The sequence below is a fragment of the Gordonia sp. L191 genome (assembly GCF_030077625.1).
Classification (GTDB): domain Bacteria; phylum Actinomycetota; class Actinomycetes; order Mycobacteriales; family Mycobacteriaceae; genus Gordonia; species Gordonia polyisoprenivorans_A.
This window is the reverse complement of the sequence record NZ_CP125996.1, coordinates 5,288,882-5,306,188: the sequence shown is the minus strand read 5'-3', so window position 1 is coordinate 5,306,188 and position 17,307 is coordinate 5,288,882. Positions and strand designations below refer to the sequence as shown.

Annotated in this window: 18 protein-coding genes and 2 tRNA genes; 7 read left to right on the top strand and 13 right to left on the bottom strand. The window is 67.8% G+C overall.

Annotated features, from left to right (window positions below):
* Positions 1-47: 47 nt before the first annotated feature.
* From QNM97_RS23850 to QNM97_RS23840, 3 genes are all read left to right on the top strand, one after another.
* The gene (locus QNM97_RS23850; protein WP_283820612.1) at positions 48-956 is read left to right on the top strand and encodes a DUF3566 domain-containing protein; all 909 of its coding nucleotides are present in this window, start codon (positions 48-50) and stop codon (positions 954-956) included.
* A gap of 97 nt (positions 957-1,053) precedes the next feature.
* Positions 1,054-1,130 (top strand) — tRNA-Ile (locus tag QNM97_RS23845).
* Between the two features lie 10 nt (positions 1,131-1,140).
* Positions 1,141-1,213 (top strand) — tRNA-Ala (locus QNM97_RS23840).
* A 208-nt stretch (positions 1,214-1,421) separates the two neighbouring features.
* On the opposite strand, the gene QNM97_RS23835 is transcribed toward QNM97_RS23840, so the two are convergent.
* Together QNM97_RS23835 and QNM97_RS23830 are read right to left on the bottom strand one after the other, a co-directional pair.
* Positions 1,422-1,580, bottom strand: coding sequence for a hypothetical protein (locus tag QNM97_RS23835; protein WP_283820611.1), 159 nt, complete (start codon positions 1,578-1,580; stop codon positions 1,422-1,424).
* A gap of 53 nt (positions 1,581-1,633) precedes the next feature.
* Positions 1,634-2,281 carry a TetR/AcrR family transcriptional regulator gene (locus QNM97_RS23830; protein WP_283820610.1) on the bottom strand — a complete coding sequence of 216 codons (648 nt, stop codon included), beginning with the start codon at positions 2,279-2,281 and terminating at the stop codon, positions 1,634-1,636.
* Positions 2,282-2,352: 71 nt separating this feature from the next.
* Here QNM97_RS23830 and QNM97_RS23825 point away from each other — a divergent pair, with 71 nt between their 5' ends.
* Positions 2,353-3,066: a DUF3159 domain-containing protein gene (locus QNM97_RS23825; protein WP_283820609.1), complete on the top strand. Its 714-nt coding sequence runs from the start codon at positions 2,353-2,355 to the stop codon at positions 3,064-3,066.
* Here the strand turns inward: QNM97_RS23825 and QNM97_RS23820 are convergent.
* From QNM97_RS23820 to QNM97_RS23810, 3 genes are all read right to left on the bottom strand, one after another.
* Positions 3,017-3,727, bottom strand: coding sequence for a cutinase family protein (locus QNM97_RS23820; protein WP_276115720.1), 711 nt, complete (start codon positions 3,725-3,727; stop codon positions 3,017-3,019). The two genes, QNM97_RS23825 and QNM97_RS23820, sit on opposite strands and share 50 nt — an antisense overlap.
* Positions 3,728-3,798: 71 nt before the next feature.
* Complete coding sequence (locus tag QNM97_RS23815; RefSeq protein WP_283820608.1) at positions 3,799-4,071, bottom strand: DUF4190 domain-containing protein; 273 nt, start codon at positions 4,069-4,071, stop codon at positions 3,799-3,801.
* A 1,051-nt stretch (positions 4,072-5,122) separates the two neighbouring features.
* Positions 5,123-5,344: a hypothetical protein gene (locus tag QNM97_RS23810; RefSeq protein ID WP_283820607.1), complete on the bottom strand. Its 222-nt coding sequence runs from the start codon at positions 5,342-5,344 to the stop codon at positions 5,123-5,125.
* A 110-nt stretch (positions 5,345-5,454) separates the two neighbouring features.
* Here QNM97_RS23810 and QNM97_RS23805 point away from each other — a divergent pair, with 110 nt between their 5' ends.
* Both QNM97_RS23805 and QNM97_RS23800 read left to right on the top strand, forming a co-directional pair.
* Positions 5,455-6,006 (top strand): peptidylprolyl isomerase, encoded by a 552-nt coding sequence (locus QNM97_RS23805; RefSeq protein WP_283820606.1) that lies wholly within the window; start codon positions 5,455-5,457, stop codon positions 6,004-6,006.
* Between the two features lie 26 nt (positions 6,007-6,032).
* A complete protein-coding gene (locus QNM97_RS23800; protein ID WP_283820605.1) occupies positions 6,033-6,941 on the top strand; it encodes a rhomboid family intramembrane serine protease in 909 nt (302 codons plus the stop codon).
* Between the two features lie 83 nt (positions 6,942-7,024).
* Here QNM97_RS23800 and QNM97_RS23795 read toward each other — a convergent pair whose 3' ends face one another.
* Both QNM97_RS23795 and crgA read right to left on the bottom strand, forming a co-directional pair.
* Complete coding sequence (locus QNM97_RS23795; protein ID WP_283820604.1) at positions 7,025-7,507, bottom strand: PH domain-containing protein; 483 nt, start codon at positions 7,505-7,507, stop codon at positions 7,025-7,027.
* 94 nt (positions 7,508-7,601) lie between these two features.
* Positions 7,602-7,892, bottom strand: a complete 291-nt coding sequence (gene crgA, locus QNM97_RS23790) for a cell division protein CrgA (protein ID WP_006368633.1) — start codon at positions 7,890-7,892, stop codon at positions 7,602-7,604.
* 188 nt (positions 7,893-8,080) lie between these two features.
* Here crgA and QNM97_RS23785 point away from each other — a divergent pair, with 188 nt between their 5' ends.
* Positions 8,081-8,830, top strand: a complete 750-nt coding sequence (locus tag QNM97_RS23785; RefSeq protein WP_283820603.1) for an aminodeoxychorismate/anthranilate synthase component II — start codon at positions 8,081-8,083, stop codon at positions 8,828-8,830.
* Positions 8,831-8,873: 43 nt separating this feature from the next.
* Here QNM97_RS23785 and pknB read toward each other — a convergent pair whose 3' ends face one another.
* The 6 genes from pknB to QNM97_RS23755 are packed head-to-tail and all read right to left on the bottom strand — an operon-like array spanning position 8,874 to position 17,085.
* Complete coding sequence (gene pknB, locus QNM97_RS23780) at positions 8,874-10,781, bottom strand: Stk1 family PASTA domain-containing Ser/Thr kinase (protein WP_283820602.1); 1,908 nt, start codon at positions 10,779-10,781, stop codon at positions 8,874-8,876.
* Positions 10,782-10,785: 4 nt separating this feature from the next.
* The gene (locus tag QNM97_RS23775; RefSeq protein WP_283820601.1) at positions 10,786-12,144 is read right to left on the bottom strand and encodes a protein kinase domain-containing protein; all 1,359 of its coding nucleotides are present in this window, start codon (positions 12,142-12,144) and stop codon (positions 10,786-10,788) included.
* Entirely contained in the window at positions 12,141-13,625 is a 1,485-nt protein-coding gene (locus tag QNM97_RS23770) for a peptidoglycan D,D-transpeptidase FtsI family protein (protein WP_283820600.1), read from the bottom strand. The genes QNM97_RS23775 and QNM97_RS23770 overlap by 4 nt, the downstream gene beginning before the upstream one ends.
* The gene (locus QNM97_RS23765; protein WP_283820599.1) at positions 13,622-15,052 is read right to left on the bottom strand and encodes an FtsW/RodA/SpoVE family cell cycle protein; all 1,431 of its coding nucleotides are present in this window, start codon (positions 15,050-15,052) and stop codon (positions 13,622-13,624) included. Before QNM97_RS23765 ends, QNM97_RS23770 begins: the two co-directional genes overlap by 4 nt.
* On the bottom strand, positions 15,053-16,624 hold the full coding sequence (locus QNM97_RS23760; RefSeq protein WP_283820598.1) for a PP2C family protein-serine/threonine phosphatase: 1,572 nt from the start codon (positions 16,622-16,624) through the stop codon (positions 15,053-15,055).
* The gene (locus tag QNM97_RS23755; protein ID WP_094602126.1) at positions 16,621-17,085 is read right to left on the bottom strand and encodes an FHA domain-containing protein FhaB/FipA; all 465 of its coding nucleotides are present in this window, start codon (positions 17,083-17,085) and stop codon (positions 16,621-16,623) included. Before QNM97_RS23755 ends, QNM97_RS23760 begins: the two co-directional genes overlap by 4 nt.
* Positions 17,086-17,307: the final 222 nt, after the last annotated feature.

Genomic DNA, 17,307 nt, shown 5'->3' with positions numbered 1-17,307 from the left:
GACGGCCACAACCGTTAGGGTGGACCCAACGTGCGCAACCGGAGGAAATGACACCAGTGAGCCAACCGAACGACCCGGACAACAAGACCCCGTCCACGCCGTCGACCGCGTCCGGTGGCCCGGCAGCCCAGTCGGGTCCGCCTCAGGGCGGCGGGCTGGTTCCTCCGTGGCAGCGCGGCCCGGGCGGAGTGGCCGGACCCGAGGCCACCGGCAGCGCTCAGGCCCCTGTGCCCGACAACGGAACCACCGAGCAGATCCCCGCCGGAGGTCGTCCCGGCGGACCCCCTCCGCGCGGGGTGGTGACCGGTAGCGGTACCGCCGCAGCCAGCATGAGTGGTCAGCAGGCGCCGGTGAAGAAACTCGATTCCCCGGCAGGTGCGCCCACCGTGACCGCCGAGGTGCCGCGCGGACGTTTCACCGAAACCCCCACCCGCAACATCGCGCGGGACCCCTCCCTGGAGTCCGAGTTGCCCGATCTCGACGAGATCCACCACACCAACACCGAGACCGCCCGAGCCGCGGCCGCCGAACCCGCCACGGTCGTCGGCTCCGCCGCACGCTCGGCGCCGGCGCAGGTCGGCTCCTCGGGGCGTGGTCTGCGCGCTGCCGTGCAGATCCGTCGACTCGACCCCTGGGCGACCTTCAAGGTGGCCGGCGTGCTCTCGATCGTCGGCTTCGTCATCTGGATGATCGCCGTCGCCGTGCTGTATCTGGTGCTCGACGGGATGGGCGTCTGGGAGCAGGTCAACAGCTCCTTCGGCACGTTGGTGACCACCGACGGCTCGACGTCGGAAAGCGACATCATCGGCGCCGGCAGCGTGTTCTTCTACGCGGCTGTACTCGGTGTGGTCAACGCCGTGCTGATCACCGCGCTGGGCACCATCGGCTCCTACATCTACAACCTGGTCGCCGAGCTCGTCGGCGGTCTCGAGATCACCCTGGCCGACCTCGACTAGTTCGGGCGCCGAGGCTCATCTGCGCAGCTCACGGGCGTGGGTGGGAACCGTTTTGGTTTCTCGCCACCCCGTCGGGTAATCTCAGTCCTCGGTTCAGGGGCCTATAGCTCAGGCGGTTAGAGCGCTTCGCTGATAACGAAGAGGTCGGAGGTTCAAGTCCTCCTAGGCCCACCACCCGAAACCCGGGGCCTTAGCTCAGTTGGTAGAGCGCTGCCTTTGCAAGGCAGATGTCAGGAGTTCGAATCTCCTAGGCTCCACTCTTTTTCGCCGACACGAGCGCTGAGAACCGAGCGTCGATGTCGTCGAGTTTCCTCAGTCCCTCGAGCAGACGCACGCTCAGGGCAGGATTACCCCTCGAGCAGACGCACGCTCAGGGCAGGATCACCTCTCGAGCACTGGGGAACTCGAATGGCGGCCGTCCGCCGCGTTCCTCACACAAGGGGCCCATCGATGTCCACACCGCGCTCACCTCAGGGTGAGTGTGGGCTCGGGCCGACTGGGCGTCTCGGTCGCCGGCCCGAGCCGGCGCAGGATCGGCCCGTGCCGGGCAACCAGCTCGAGGAACTCCGGGACCCGACCCTCTCGCACCCGATAGTGCGCGAACGCCGTTACCGGATCAGCCATGGGTCCATTCAGCGACGATGCCAACCATCTGTCAACCCCGATCCGGCGTCGGCTCATGCGTCGGCCACCGACCGCGCCGCACGCTCGGCATCGTCGCCGTATCCGATGAACAGGCGTGTCAGACCGTCGCACAGAACGTGGCGGGCGGCCGCAGCGGGCACCGTGCCGGTGAGCACCAGACTCGTGACCCCGTGCGTGATCGCCCAGAGCTGGGCGGCCCAGATCCTGGGAGGGTCCGCGGCGTCGGAGTCGGCATGCCCGGGGTCCGGCCGGAATCGGCCGGCCGCAAGGCACTTCTCGATCGATGAACACAGCGTCGCGAATGCCGTGCGTCCCGGCTCGTCGCCCGGAGCCGGTTCGACGAACATGAAACGGTACCGATGCGGTTGTGCCACACCGAAATCGAGATACGCCAACGATGCTGCCGCGAGCGCGGTCACGGGATCGTCCACCTCGGTGGCCGCCGCGTCGGTGAGGGAGGCGAGATGGGCGAATCCGTCGGCTCGCAGCGCCGCAAGCAGGGCCCCGGTGCCCCCGAATCGGCTGTAGATCGCCATCGTCGACGTACCCGCGGCGTCGGCGATGCGTCGTGCGGTCAACGCCGACGGTCCGTGTTCGGCCAGCAAGTCGGCGGCGACGGCCACCAGGTGGGCCGCGTCGACGCGGGCCGGCTCGTCGGCGGACGAACCTCGTGTGGCCACGTGTAGACCCCCTGACTTCGAGACGATTCTCACCACTGGACCCGACTATAACTTAGTTATAGAGTGCTTTCATGGGTGCCCCGCAATCCCGTTCGACCGGACACAGACGGCCCTCGCGGGTATGGACCGAGATCGGTTTCTCGGCGGTACCGTCCACGGTTTTCGCGGTGACCGCGTCGTCGGCGGGACTCGGGGCGGCCATCGCCGCGGCAGCGGCCACCACCGTCGCGATCGGGGCGTTCACCGTCTGGCGGTGGCGGACGGTGCGACCGGTCATCGGTGCCTGCGTCGGCGTCAGTATCTCTGCGGCGTTCGCACTCCACAGCGGTCGAGCCCGCGACTTCTTTCTGCCCGATCTCTGGTATCCGCCGATAGTGGCTGTCGCGCTGATCATTTCGTGCCTCGTCGGTTATCCGGTGATCGGTCTGGTATTCGGTGCGGTCACCGGGCGAGGGACCGGTTGGCGGCGCGACCCGTCGGCGCGACGACTGTTCGGCGCGGTCACCCTCGCCGCCGCATCGGCGTGCCTGACCCGCTTCGTGGTTCAGTACGTGATCTATCAGCACGGCAGCGTCGGGTGGCTGGCCGTCGGACGGATCGCCACCGGCCTTCCGTTGACGGTGACGATCCTCATGCTGATCGGCTGGGCGTTTCGCCACGTCGAACGACAGAAACGGCCGGACGTCCCGTCACGGGACGTCCGGCCGGTCGAGGCTAGAGCGGATGAGGTGAGTGCTACAGACGAGCTCTCACATACTGGGCGGCATCAACGGTCATGCCGTTGACGGCGTAGAGCACATGTAGACCGTTGGGTTGCCCGACCGGGGCACCGTCGCAGACGACGTCACCGGCGATGCAGTAGCGCTTGGTCTTGCCCTCATAGAGGGGTCCGACGTTCATCGGGGGAGCACCGACCTGCTTGATCCAGTTCGACGACGGCGGCGCGAACAGGATCGCGGCGGTCACGTGCGAGGCGGCGTTGTCGGCCAGCGGCTGCGGCACCCGGTCCTGGTACTGCCGGTACTGCGGGTCGATCTGGATCTTGTTGCTCAACGCGTAGGACGCGACGACAGCACCTTGCGAGTACCCACCGACCACGATGTGCGATCCGGGGCACTGCGCAGCCAGATACTTGACGCGGCGCTGGGTGTCGTTGACGCCCTTGACCACGCCCTCGACGAAGGCCATCCGGTTGTCGAAGTTGCTACCGGCCGGATAGTTCACGCCGTAGACGTTGACCGACTTACCGGGCAGCTGATTGCGCAGGGCCTGCTCGAAGGACAGGCCGGTGACGCCGACGGGTGGAGCCGTCTCCACGGTCCCGCGCGCGAACACCACCTCGACGTCGGCGCACGGGGGAGCGGCGGCGGCGCGGGGTGCCGGAGAGGCAAGCAACCCGGCCGCGAGCACGGTGAATCCGAACAGGATCAGAAGTGGACGCTTCATTCGTCGAATGGTACGCGAACAAGGTTCACTTTAGGTGGCGCGCAGCCCGAACAGCGTCATCGCAGTCACCTTCACCGCAGGACGAGCACGATGATGTACGCCACGATCGCCACGATCAGCGCAAGAATGTACGCCCAGCCGACGACGATCGCGACGGTGGCGAACGGTTCGCCGTATTCACGGGTGCGCCGGATCTGGTTGCGCGCTCGATACCCCAGGTACAGCCCGATCGGCGAGGTGCAGCCGATGACCGACAGCACCATCGCCCAGATGGCGAGCGTGCTCGTCTTGGCCGTCGACCGCGACGACGACCGGGCTGCGGTGGCGGCACTCTTCCCGCCCACGGGCGCCTCCTTGGACTCCGATGTTGGTTCCGTCGCGGGTACGGCGGTGGTCGGTGGTGAACTCTTGTCGGCGGACCTCGGTGGGATCCCGACGGGTGATGTCCCGACGGGTGATGCCCCGACGGGTGGGTTTCCGGCGGACGTGGTCCTGGTCGGCGCGGCATCCACGGCCGAGTAGGCACGGGGAGGACCCGAGGACTGTTCATCGGACCGGACCGTCGCGTCGGCTGCGTCGGCACCGGCCGGAATACCGCCGCGGGGTGGAGCTCCCTGTGGTCCGTTGCCTTGCGGCCCGCCTTGCGGTGCCGGTGGGGGGCCCGGAGGCCGAGCACCCGGCGGTATCGGTGCGCCGGGGCGTCGACGGCCCGGCGGAGGTGGAATCCGGGTGCCCGGGCCCGATCGGGCACCAGGAGGTGGTCCGCCGCGCCAGCCGGGACGAGGTCCCTGACCGGTGGTTCCGGGAGTGCCGACCGGAGGGCTGCCGGCGGGCGGACCACCGGCAGTCGTGCTCGGACCGGCGGGCGCACCCGAGGTCGGCGGTACCGGCCGGGGACCCTGGCCTGTCGAGGACACACCGGGAGGTCGCGACGCCGGACCCGGTTGTGGCGGTCGAGGACCGGATCCGGTATTCGACCCGCCACGCGATGCGGGTGCACCGGGCGCGACCGGTCCGATGGGCGGACCCGAGGGTGGTCGTGGTCCGGGACCGGTGATCGGAACACGCGGGTTCGACGGTGTGGCCGGCGGGCGGGGTCCCACGCCGGAATCCGAGCGCACGGCACCGGATGTCAGATCGGGGTTGCGGCCGCTGACCGGCGCAGTCGGCGGTCGCTCCCAGGGCGCCGACGCCGTTCCGGTGCCCGCCTCGGGCGCGTCGTCACGGGGGACGGGCGGCACTCCGTCGGGCGCGTCGCCGCGGCGAAGCTCCCCGCCCGGCCTGTTCTCGTCGGAGGTCACCGGTCCAAATTACCTTCCGGACCCTCCGGGCGATGCATGGTGCGTCCCGCAACGGCAACGGTTGCCCGACTTGTGGGGATACCCACGACCGGGATCAGAGAGCCACATCACCCTCGGTGGAGCCGAGATCGTCGGCCCCCTCGGCGGAGCCGAGATCGTCGGCCCCCTCGGCGGAGCGGAGATTCTCGATACGGGGCACCGTCGACGAGACCGGCGGGATCTCGGTGCGGGAGCGTCGCACGACGAACACCGCGGCGACGGCCGACAATGCTGCCGCCGAGGCAGCGGCGATCAGCAGGAGATACTTCTTCGGCATGACCCACAGCGTGCCAGGTCCGCTTTGCCGGTGCTACTCGCGTGGTTACGGGCCGTAGGGGAGCCGCCGTCGAGGGAGTCGCGAGGGATGTTGTCGGCGGACTCGTGGGGATGTCGCCGCCGATTTGGTTGGATGGAGTGGTGAGCACATCAACGCAGACCGTGACCATCCACACCAACCGCGGCGACATCAAGGTCGATCTCTTCGGCAACCATGCGCCCGAGACCGTCGCCAACTTCGTCGGCCTGGCCGCCGGCAGCAAGGACTACAGCGAGCCGAACGCCTCCGGAGGCGACTCAGGTCCGTTTTACGACGGCTCGGTGTTCCACCGCGTCATCGAGGGCTTCATGATCCAGGGCGGCGACCCGACCGGTACCGGCCGCGGCGGCCCCGGCTACAAGTTCAAGGACGAGTTCCACCCGGAGCTGCAGTTCGACCGCCCCTACCTGCTCGCGATGGCCAACGCCGGACCGGGCACCAACGGGTCGCAGTTCTTCATCACCGTCGGCCCCACCCCGCACCTGAACCGTCGCCACACCATCTTCGGTGAGGTCACCGATCCGGCCTCGCAGCAGGTCGTCGACGCGATCGCGACCACCTCCACCGATCGCAGCGACCGTCCGCTCGACGAGGTCCGCATCGAAAAGATCGAGGTCAACTGACCATCGGCCCCGCCGGTCCGCCGGCGGTGTGTTACCGACATCCCGACCGCCCCACCGCGCTGTCCTGCACGCGGTGCGGGCGGCCGGCTTGTCCGGGATGTCTGCACCCGGCCGCGGTCGGGCAGCACTGCGACGAGTGCGTGCGCGGCGACGGCGCGCAAGGCTCCGGCCGCCGGGACATCCGCCGACCCGACTTCGGCGACCGGGGTATCCGGTCGGTGGTCACGCGGCCCGTACGCGCCCGCCGCCCGCTGGCTACCTACACCCTGATCGCGATCAACGTCGCCGTCTTCGCCTACACCGTCTACGCCGCCCACTCCTTCAACGTCGAGGTGTCCCCACCGTTGCTGCACGGAGAGTTGGTGCGCGGCAACGTCTTTCTCGGCCAGTACTGGCGCTTGGTCACCGCTGGCTTCCTGCACTACAGCCTGATACACCTTGCGCTGAACATGATCTCGCTCTACATCCTCGGCCGCGACCTCGAAATCGCTCTGGGTATCGGACGTTTCGTGATGGTCTACATGACCGCGTTGCTCGGTGGCAGCGCCGCGGTGATGATCGCGCAATCCAACGCGGCCAGTTCCGCCGGCGCGTCGGGAGCCATCTACGGGCTGATGGGCGCCATGCTCATCGTCGTCCTGCGTCTGCGTGTCTCTCCGGCCCCGGTGCTGACGATCATCGCCATCAACCTCGTGATGTCGTTCTCGATCCCCGGCATCTCTCTCGCCGCACACGTCGGCGGCCTGGTGTTCGGCGCGGCAGCCACCGCCGCACTCATCTGGTCGCCGCGGCTCCTGCCGCAGTCTCTGCGCACCGACCGCAACGCCACCCTCATCGGCTGGGTGGCCGTCAGTACCCTGCTGGTCGTGGCGGTGGCCATCAGCGTCGTCGTCGCGGTGACCTACACCGGGCAGGTCATCGTCTACGTCCACTGAACCGCGCTCGGCACCGACCGGAGCATGCGTACTCAGCGACGATCAGGAGCACTCGTGCTCAGCGACAACCGGAGCACTCGTGCTCAGCGCCGCGAGTCCTCCACTGGAAACCCGGCGCGATCGAGCGCCTCGACGACGTCGAGTAGATCAGCACCGAGATCCCATCGACTGAACACCACCAGCATCGATTCCTCGCGTTCGGTGCCCCGGTCGGCACCCGCCGGCAGGTAGTCGATCTCGAGTTGACCGGATCGGCGTCCGATGCGACGCATCGTGAGAAGCCGGACGCGTTCGACGTCGGCGGGTGCCAGTGTCACGGCCCCGCCGATACGACGAATGGTCAGTCGTGGTCCGGCCGAGAGTTCGAGACGCGGCCGGATCAGCGACGCGTACGCCCCGAACCCGAGCAGCATCAAACCGGCGACACCGATGATCACCGATCCGACGGCGTCGGACGCGACGAACACCGCGCACAGCAGGAGCACGACGCCCGCGGCCAGCAGCGCGCCCGCCGCGAGTCGCGGCGTCGCCCATTGCTGTGTGGACAGATCGGCCGAGTTATCCACAGGACTTACTCACAGTGGGGATGACTTACACACATGTAATTTCCACACTGTGGATAACCGCGTGCAGGTCTTTGACCAGAATCAACGGCGATCCTCAGCGCCACTTCATGGTCATCAGCAGGCCCACGACCATCATCGAGAAGCCGATGAGGAAGTTCCACGCACCCAGGTTGTTCATCCAGTGCAGCGCCTGACCGGGGCCACCGTAGGTGGTCTCACCGGCAGCGAGGTAGTAGACGATCAGCCAGGCCAGACCCAGCAACATGAGGCCGAGCATCACGCCGACGTAGATCGAGCTGGAGGGACCGGCCTTCACCTTGACCGGCGTGCGGCTCGCCGGGTTGATGGTGTAGTCGGTCTTCTTCCGGACTTTTGACTTCGGCATGACTTCCTCTGTTGTGCAGCGAGCGGGTCATCGGCGGGCGATGAACCCCTTGCAACTTCTCGTTTCGCGTTCGGCGGCGGTGTCGTGGCGCGGTGTGTTGTCCGCGACACGCCCGGCGCATCACCTCTACGGTATCGCACCAGGTCGCCGCCACGAGCGCCCCGCGAGTCCCCGGGTAACCTGACACGATGACCAGCGCAGCATCGGAGGCGACCGGCTCCGCGAACCACGCGGCCCGCATCCTCGTCATCGACAACTACGACAGCTTCGTCTACAACCTGGTCCAGTACCTGGGCCAGCTCGGTGTCGAGGCAACCGTGTGGCGCAACGATGATCCCCGGCTGACGACACCCGACGGCGAGTTCACCGACGAGTCGCTGCGTGCCGCGTTGCGCGGACCCGACGGATCCGGTTTCGCCGGCGTCCTGCTGTCGCCGGGACCGGGTACGCCGCAACGCGCCGGGGCCACGTTGCCGCTCGTCGGTGTTGCCGCCGCCGACGGTGTACCGCTGCTCGGGGTGTGTCTCGGTCATCAGGCCATCGGTGCGGCGTTCGGCGGCACCGTCGACCGCGCCCCGGAACTGCTGCACGGCAAGACCTCTCTGGTCCACCACGATCAGGTCGGCGTGCTGCGTGGGCTGCCGGATCCGTTCACCGCGACCCGCTACCACTCGCTGACGGTGCTGCCCGAGACCATTCCGGACGAACTCGTGGTCACCGGTCGCACCGAGTCGGGCATCGTGATGGGCATGCAGCATCGGGAGCTGCCGATCCACGGCGTTCAGTTCCATCCCGAGAGCGTGCTCACCCAGGGTGGCCACCGGATGCTGGCCAACTGGTTGGGCGTCTGCGGCATCGACATCGACGAGTCCGCCGTCGCCGTCCTCGAACAGGAGATGGCCGAGGCGATCGGTCCGGCGCTGGCCGCCCAGTCCTGACCCGCCCACACCCGAGCCGCCGGTCCCGACGAGCCGGCTGTGCTCAGCCCGGGAGCAGGCTCGCTCGTCCGACAACGACGTTGATCGCCCCGTTCTTGGCCAGCTTCGATCCGTCCCCGGGGCTCTGCGACAGGATCTTCCCGTCGTCGGGGCTGCCGATCGGCACATTGCGGGGTGTCTGGTTCAGTGCGCCGTTCCATCCCGACCGCTGCAGCGTCGCGAACGCCTGGTCGGCGGTCTGACCGGTCAGATCGGGTACCACGATCATGTTGCCGCGGGAGATCGTCAGCTGCACCGTGCTGCCCTGCTTGATGGAGTCCCCGGCAGTCGGGCTGGAGCTGACGACCTGCCCCTGCGGCAGATCCGAATCGCCGGGCACCACAGCGATCTTGAGGCCGAGCTCCGTGAGCTGGGCGCGTGCGGCCGACTCGAACTGACCCACCAGGTTGGGCACCGTGACGTCCTTGGGGCCGGTGCTGATCCGGATGATCAACGGGTCCCGTACAGGTGTGTCGGTGCCGACGGCCGGGTTGGTGTCCACCACGTCACCGACCTCGACGTTGACCGAATCGACCTGTTGCACCTTGATATTGGTGAAACCGGCGTTCTGCAGCTCGGCCGTGGCGTCGGCCTGGGTCTTGTTGCGTACGTCGGGGATGCGCTGGCGCTCACGTCCGCTGGAGATGAACAGCGTGACCGTCGACCCCTCGGGTGTCGGGACGTTCTCGCCCGGTGCCGAGCGGGTGGCCTTACCGGCGTCGACGGTCTCGCTCGACTCGTCGAGTTGTTTGACCTCGAAACCCGCCTTCTCCAGGGTGCTACGCGCGTCGGCCGCCGACAGTCCGGCCACCGCGGGTACGGCCACCTTGCGCGCCGACCCGGACGACCACGGCGACCACCACACCAGCAACCCGACGAACAGCAGCACCACGGCCGCCACCGCGCCGGCGATCAGCCATGGGGGACGGCGTCGGGTCGGGGTGTCGTCGTCCTTGCCCGCAGCCGGCTGGCCACCGGTGTCGGCACGTAATGCGCGACGCGGACCCGAGCCGGTGTCGAGCCAGGCGGTCCGGTCCTCCTCGCTCATCAGCAGCGGCGCTGACGGTTTTCCGCCGGCAAGAACCTTGATCAGATCCGACCGCAGTTCGGCCGCCGACTGGTAGCGGTTCTCCTTGTTCTTGCTCATCGCCTTCATGACGATGGAGTCGAGCTCCGGCGGGATGTCCGGGCGCACCGCCGACGGCCAGCGCGGATCCTCGTGCACATGCTGGTGGGCGACGGCGACCGGCGAGTCACCGGTGAACGGGGGCTCGCCGGTGATCAGTTCGAACAGCACGCAGCCCATCGAGTAGATGTCACTGCGCGGATCGACCTTGATCCCGCGCGCCTGCTCGGGCGAGAGGTACTGCGCGGTGCCCATCACCGCACTGGTCTGCGTCATCGTCGACGTCGAGTCGTTCATCGCGCGCGCGATGCCGAAGTCCATCACCTTGACCGCGCCCGAGGAGTCGATCATCACGTTCGCCGGCTTCATGTCACGGTGCACGATGCCGTTGCGGTGCGAGAAATCCATCGCCGCGGCCACGTCGGCCATCCACGTCATGGCCTGCCGAGGTGCAACAGGACCGTTGCGCCGCAACACATCTCGCAGCGTCTCACCGTCCACGTACTCCATCACGATGAAGGGCAGCGGCCCCTCGTCGGTCTCGGCTTCACCGGTGTCGAAGACCTGCACGATCGTCGGGTGATTGAGCTTGGCGGCGTTCTGGGCCTCCCGGCGGAAGCGCAGATAGAACGACGGGTCCCGGGCCAGGTCGGCGCGCAGCACCTTCACCGCGACGTCCCGGTTCAGCAGGAGATCACGTGCGTAGTGAACCTCGGACATGCCGCCGAAGCCGAGCGTCTCGCCCAGCTCGTAGCGGTCGGAGAGGTGGTGCGGGGTCGACATCATGGCATCAGCACGGCACCTGGATCGGCCCGATGTTGCACGATCGGGTGGTCGCGCCCGGGTCGGTGGTCTGCGGCGTCGTCTCCTCGGGGGTCGTGGTCTCCGGCGTGGTGGTGTCCTCGGTGGTGGTGGTCGTGGTCGGCGGCCGCGACCGCGTGGTCGTGGTCTCCTGGGTGGTCGTCTGGTCGTCGGTGCTGGTGACCGTCTCTGTCTGGGTGGTCGTCGTCGACGACGGCGCCGGTGCGGGCGTGTTGTCGTCGGCGCTGGCCAGGTAGTACCCGATCAGGGCGATCGCCCCGACGAGCAGTGCCGTCGCGACACCGGCGAGCACCTTCTGCCCGGTTGTCCAGCCGCCCCCGCCGTTCCCGGCGGCAGCCGCGGCGGATGTGGTGGGCGGACGCGCCGAGGTCGGCGGTGGGGTCGAGTCGGTCATCGCGCGGGTCGCGTTGGCCCGTGCGGCCGCCGCTCCGGCTCCGGCGCCGACAACAGCACCCGCCGCCGCGGCCCCGGCGACCCCGGGACGCGGTGGCCGACGCCCGGCGCGCACGGAGGCGACGGCGTCGGCGAACGCCCCGCCGTTGGGGTAGCGCTGCTTGGGGTCCTTCGACATGGTGATGTCGATCAGTTCACGCACGTTCGGCGGGATGGTGTCCGGCAGGGGCGGCGGGGTCTCGCGAATGTGCTTCATCGCCACGGTGATCGCGCCGTCACCCAGGAACGGCCTCCGCCCGACGAGTGCCTCGTAGCCGACGACACCGAGCGAATACACGTCCGACGCCGCGGTCGCGTCGTCGCCGGTGGCCTGCTCGGGCGAGATGTACTGGGCCGTGCCCATCACCATGCCGGTCTGCGTGACCGGTGCGGCGTCGACGGCCTTGGCGATACCGAAATCGGTGATCTTGACCTGACCGGTTGGCGTGATCAGGATGTTGCCCGGTTTGACGTCGCGGTGCACCAGCCCCTGACTGTGCGCGGCCTGCAACGCGCGCCCGGTCTGCTCGAGCATGTCGAGGGTGTTGGCCACCGACAGCCGACCCATCCGCGAGATCACCGAGTTCAGCGGCTCGCCGTCGACGAGTTCCATCACCAGGTACGCCAGTGTGCCGCCGCCGCGGTCACCGGTCTCGCCGTAGTCGAAGACGTTCGCGATGCCCGGGTTGTTGAGCTTCGCGGTGGTCTGCGCCTCGGTGCGGAACCGTGCCGCGAACTCGGGATCGTCGGAGTACTCGGCCTTGAGCACCTTGACCGCAACCCGGCGATTGAGCCGGGTGTCGAGCGCTTCCCAGACCTGTCCCATACCGCCGGTGGCGATGAGACGCATCAGCCGATAGCGGTCGGCGATGATGGTGCCGTTCTGCAACGTCATCGTCCACCTCCTACATAAGCATTGATCACTGCCCGGCCAATGGGTCCGGCCACGGTGTTACCGACCGATTGCACACCGAACTTCCCATTCTCCACCACCACCGCGACGGCGATCTTCGCGTCCGTCGACGGCCCGAACGCGATGTACCAGGAATACGGGGTGGCGGAGTTCTCGTCGCCGTGCTCGGCGGTACCGGTCTTCGACGCGATCTGCACCGGCCCGCCGGACGGGTTCGATGCATTCTCCACCCCGACCATCATCGATGTCAGGCTAGCCGCCTGCTCCGAGGTGATCGGCGAGTTGATGGTGGTCGGTGGCGTCGTGTACAGGGTGCGCAGGTCCGCCGACTGCAACTTGTCGACCAGATACGGCTGCATCCGCACACCGGCGTTGGCCACGGTCGCGGCAACCATCGCGTTCTGCAGGGTCGACATCGCAACGTCCTTCTGTCCGATCGCACTGAGCGCGAGGGACGCGCGGTCGGGGATCGTGCCGACCGTCGACCGCGCCACCGGCATCGGGATGTTCGGCGCCGGCGAATCGAGACCGTAGAGCCGTGCGGTTTCCTTGAGTGTGTCGGTGGCGTTGGGCATCTTGTTGAGCACGAGGTCGGCGAAGGCGGTGTTGCACGAGTACTTCACCGCATCGGCGAGGCTGACGGTGCCGCTGCCGCCCGGGCAGGTCTCGTCGCCGTAGTTGGGCAGCTTCGCGGTGCTGTCGGGCAGCTGGAAGGTCGACGCCGCGGTCAGCTGCGTCGACGCGTTGAGTCCGTCCCGCAACGCCGCCGACGACGTGATGATCTTGAAGGTCGATCCGGGCGGATAGATCTCGTCGGTCGCACGGTTCTGCAGGCGCTTGTCCGCGCCGGTGTCGGCGCCCCACGCCGCCTCCCGCACGTTCTGGTCGTGGCTGCTCAGCAGATTCGGGTCGTAGCTGGGCGTCGAGGCCATCGCGAGGATCTTGCCGGTACTCGGGTCCATCGCGACGACCGCGCCGACGCACGGCCCGTCGCACGTGGCCCCGGAGTTCAGCTGGTCGTAGGCGATCTGCTGTAACCGCGGGTCGATCGTCGTGACGACGTTGCCGCCGCGTGGATCCCGACCGGAGAACATGTCGGTGAACCGCTGGGCGAACAACCGGTCGTCGTTGCCGGACAGGATGGAGTTCTCGTATTGCTCGAGTCCCATCGATCCGTATTGGATCGAGTAGTAGCCGGTGATCGGCGCGAAGGCGCGCGGGTTCAGGGGATAGCGGCGCAGGTATTTGTAGCGGCTGTCGGTGGCCTGCGACATCGCGATGACCTCACCGCCGGCGATGATCGAACCGCGTTGCCGGGAGTACTCGTCGAGCAACACCCGGTCGTTGCGCGGGTCGGAGCGCAGCTTGTCGGCCTTGATCACCTGCACGTAGGTGGCGTTGGCGAGCAGGACGACGATCAACGCGATCACCGCGACCGACACCCGACGGATCGGAGTGTTCACGTGCGCTTCACCGCCTGCGTGGGCAGCGACTCCACGGGCTTGGGGGTGGGCCGGCGCTTCGTCGGATCCGGCTCGCGGGCGGCGTTGGACACGCGGATCAGCAACGCCACCAGCACGTAATTCGCGAGCAGCGACGAGCCACCGTAGGAGATGAACGGGGTGGTCAGACCGGTCAGCGGGATCAGCTTGGTGACGCCGCCGACGACGACGAAGACCTGCACCGCCATGGTCACCGACAACCCGGTGGCCAGCAGCTTGCCGAAGCTGTCGCGGACGGTCACCGCGGTCCGCAGGCCGCGCACGACGAAGATCATGTAGAGCATGAGCACCGCGGCCAGACCGACGAGCCCGAGCTCCTCACCGATCGTCGCGATGATGAAGTCGGTGTTGGCGAACGGCACCGCATTGGGTCGCCCCGAGCCCAGTCCGGTGCCGAACAGACCGCCGGTGGCCAGGCCGAACAGACTCTGGCCCACCTGATAACCGGTGTTGTAGAAGTCGCCGAACGGATCGAGCCACACCGACACGCGCACCTGCAGATGTGGGAACAGCTGGTAGGCGAGGATCGCACCGACGGCGAACATGGTCAGGCCGATGACCACCCAGCCCACCCGTTCGGTGGCCACGTAGAGCATCGCCAGGATCGTGGTGAAGATCAGCAGTGGGCCACCGAGGTCGTTCTCGAGGGCGAAGATGCCGATCGCGACGACCCATGCGATGAGCAGCGGACCGAGGTCGCGGGCGCGGGGTAGATCCATGCCCAGGAAGTGCTTGCCCGCGGTGGTGAACAGGTCGCGTTTGGAGACCAGCAGGGCCGCGGTGAAGATGATCAGCAGGATCTTCGAGAACTCACCGGGCTGGATGTTGAACAGCGGCGTACGAATCCAGTTCTTGGAGCCGTTGATCTCCGACAACGATGCCGGCAGGATCGCCGGGATCGCCAAGAAGATCAGACCGCCCAGACCCAGCGTGTACGCGTAGCGCGACAGGGTGCGGTGATCGCGGATGAAGATCAGGATCGCGGCGAAGGCGGCCATCCCGAGGAACGCCCACAGCAGTTGTTGGTCGGCGTTGTCGGTCTTGGTCGTCGGATTGATCGATTCCCCGGTGTTGCCCGACCCGAGGTCGAGGCGGTGGATGAGAACGAGGCCCAGGCCATTGAGCATCGCGACCACCGGCAAGAAGACGGGATCAGCGTGCGGGGCGAAGCGGCGCACCACCAGATGCCCGATCGCGAACAGCACGATGTAGGCGGCGACGTACTTCGCGATGTCCCACGTCAGCGACTGATCCTGGGCGCTCTGCACGATGAGCAGCGCGACCGTGACCACCCCGATGGCACACACCAGCAGCGCCAATTCGGCGGTGCGTCCGGTGTGTTCGGGCTGGGTGGGCCGTGCGTGGGTCGGAGCGGCGGCTTGCGTCATCTACGGTTCCCGGCAGTTCGTTCCGGGCTGGTCAGCCGAGGGCGACGTCGACGATCCCGCCGAGCCGGAGGGTGCCGAACCGGAGGGTGTGGAGCTGCCGGGCGCCGAGCTGTTCGGGGCACCCGACGTAGGGGGCGCGGGCGCCTCGGTCACCGGGGCGATGTGGGCACCGCCGGGCCCGAAGGTCGCGGGCACCGGCGTGGCCGGCCCGGGTGCGGGTGCCGGGCTGGATGACGGCGGGGCGGGCGCGGGCGATTCCGACGGCATCGACTGGTCGTTGACGCCGGGCATCGTCGCCTTGCACAGCGGCAGCAGTTCGAGCTCGCTGGTGGTGCCGAGTATGTCGTTGAGCGGTTTGCCGGAGATCCGGTGTTCGCGGACCGCCGACTGCGAGAACGGCTGCAGGTCGGCGACGTTGAGCGCGGTGCAGTCGGCGGCGTCCGCGGGCACGAAGGTGATGCGCGCGGACTCCTTGTCGGCGTCGACGATGCAGCCCTTCTGCACCAGGTTGCTCACCGAGTAGAACAGCACGGCGTCGGGAGAGCCTTGGTAGACAACGACTTTCGAGTCCTGCTCGCCGATGTAGTAGGTGCGGTGCAGGTAGTAGCGCAACCCGAAGAAGCCCGCGAGGATGGCCACGATCACCAGGATGATGAACCCGATGGTGAACCATCGGCCCTTGTGTCCGGTCCGTACCGGCTCGTCGTCGTCGGGCAGGATCGTCGGCTGCTGCGGCGCCTCGAGCGGTGGGCGCAGCGCCGCCGCACGGCCGGCCGCGGTCTTCGGGTCCGGGGTGTAGGCGTCCTCACCGGTACCTGCGGCGCCGCCGACGATGGGCCGCGATTCGCCGTAGTCGGTGTCGACGACGTCGGCGAGCACGACGGTCACGTTGTCCGGTCCGCCGCCCCGCAAGGCGAGTTCGATGAGCCGGTCGGCGCATTCCTTGTAGTCGCTGATCGAACCGAGTGTCTCGGCGAGGGTTTCCTCGCTGACCACATCGGAGAGCCCGTCGCTGCACAGCAGGTACCGGTCGCCGGCACGCGCCTCACGCACGGTCAGGGTCGGCTCGACCTCGGTACCGGTCAGCGCGCGCATGATCAGTGATCGCTGCGGATGGGTGTGGGCCTGTTCGGGGGTGATGCGGCCCTCGTCGACGAGCGTTTGAACGAAGGTGTCGTCACGGGTGATCTGGGTGAGCTCACCGTCGCGGTAGAGGTATCCGCGGGAATCGCCGATGTGGCACAAGCCGATTCGGGAGCCGGCGAACAGGATCGCGGTGAGGGTGGTGCCCATCCCGTCGAGTTCGGGTTTTGCCTCGACCTGGGCGGCGATCGCGTGGTTGCCGGCCTGGGTGGCGTGATTGAGGGCGTCGAGCAGGTCTCCGGTCGCGTCGTCCTCGTCAAGGGTGCGCATGGATTCGATGACCAGACGGCTGGCCACCTCACCGGCTGCGTGACCACCCATGCCGTCGGCGAGCGCGAGCAACCGCGGACCGGCGTACGCCGAATCCTCGTTGTTCGATCGGACCAGACCCTGGTCACTACGCGCGATGTAGCGCAGTACGAGTGTCACGGGCGCAGCTCGATCACGGTCTTGCCGATGCGGATCGGCGTGGACAGCGGGACCTTCACCGCCGTGGTCACCTTGGATCGGTCGAGGTAGGTGCCGTTGGTGGACCCGAGATCCTCGACGTACCAGTCATCCCCGCGGCGGGACAGTCGTGCGTGCCGCTCGGAGGCGTAGTCATCGGTGAGCACCAACGTCGAATCGTCGGCGCGTCCGAGGAGCACCGGTTGCGTTCCCAGCGTGATGCGGGTGTTCGCGAGCGCGCCCGCGGTCACCACCAGGTACCGCGCGGACCCCTTCGTGGCCGGCTTCGCCCGTCCCTTCTCGGCCGTGCCTCGAAAGCGCGGCAGCCGGGATCCCGAGGCGGTGACGATGTCGGCGCGCACGGTGCGGATCACGGCATAGACGAACAGCCAGAGCAGCAGCAAGAAACCCAACCGGGTCAGCTGCAGCACCAACCCCTGCATGTCGTCATCCACCTCCAGCGCATCTCAACGGTCGTCGATCGAACGAGTCGGTCTCCGACGATACGGAGGATCCCCACCCGGGCGGGTCCGGGACGTACAAGACCCGAGGTGCATCTTATGGGCTCAACCCGGTGCGCCCGTCATTCAGATGTGTCAGTTCTGCATCAACGGGTGTCGTGCCTGCGTACGAACGCGCCGGTGTCTGCACATGGCGCAGTCACG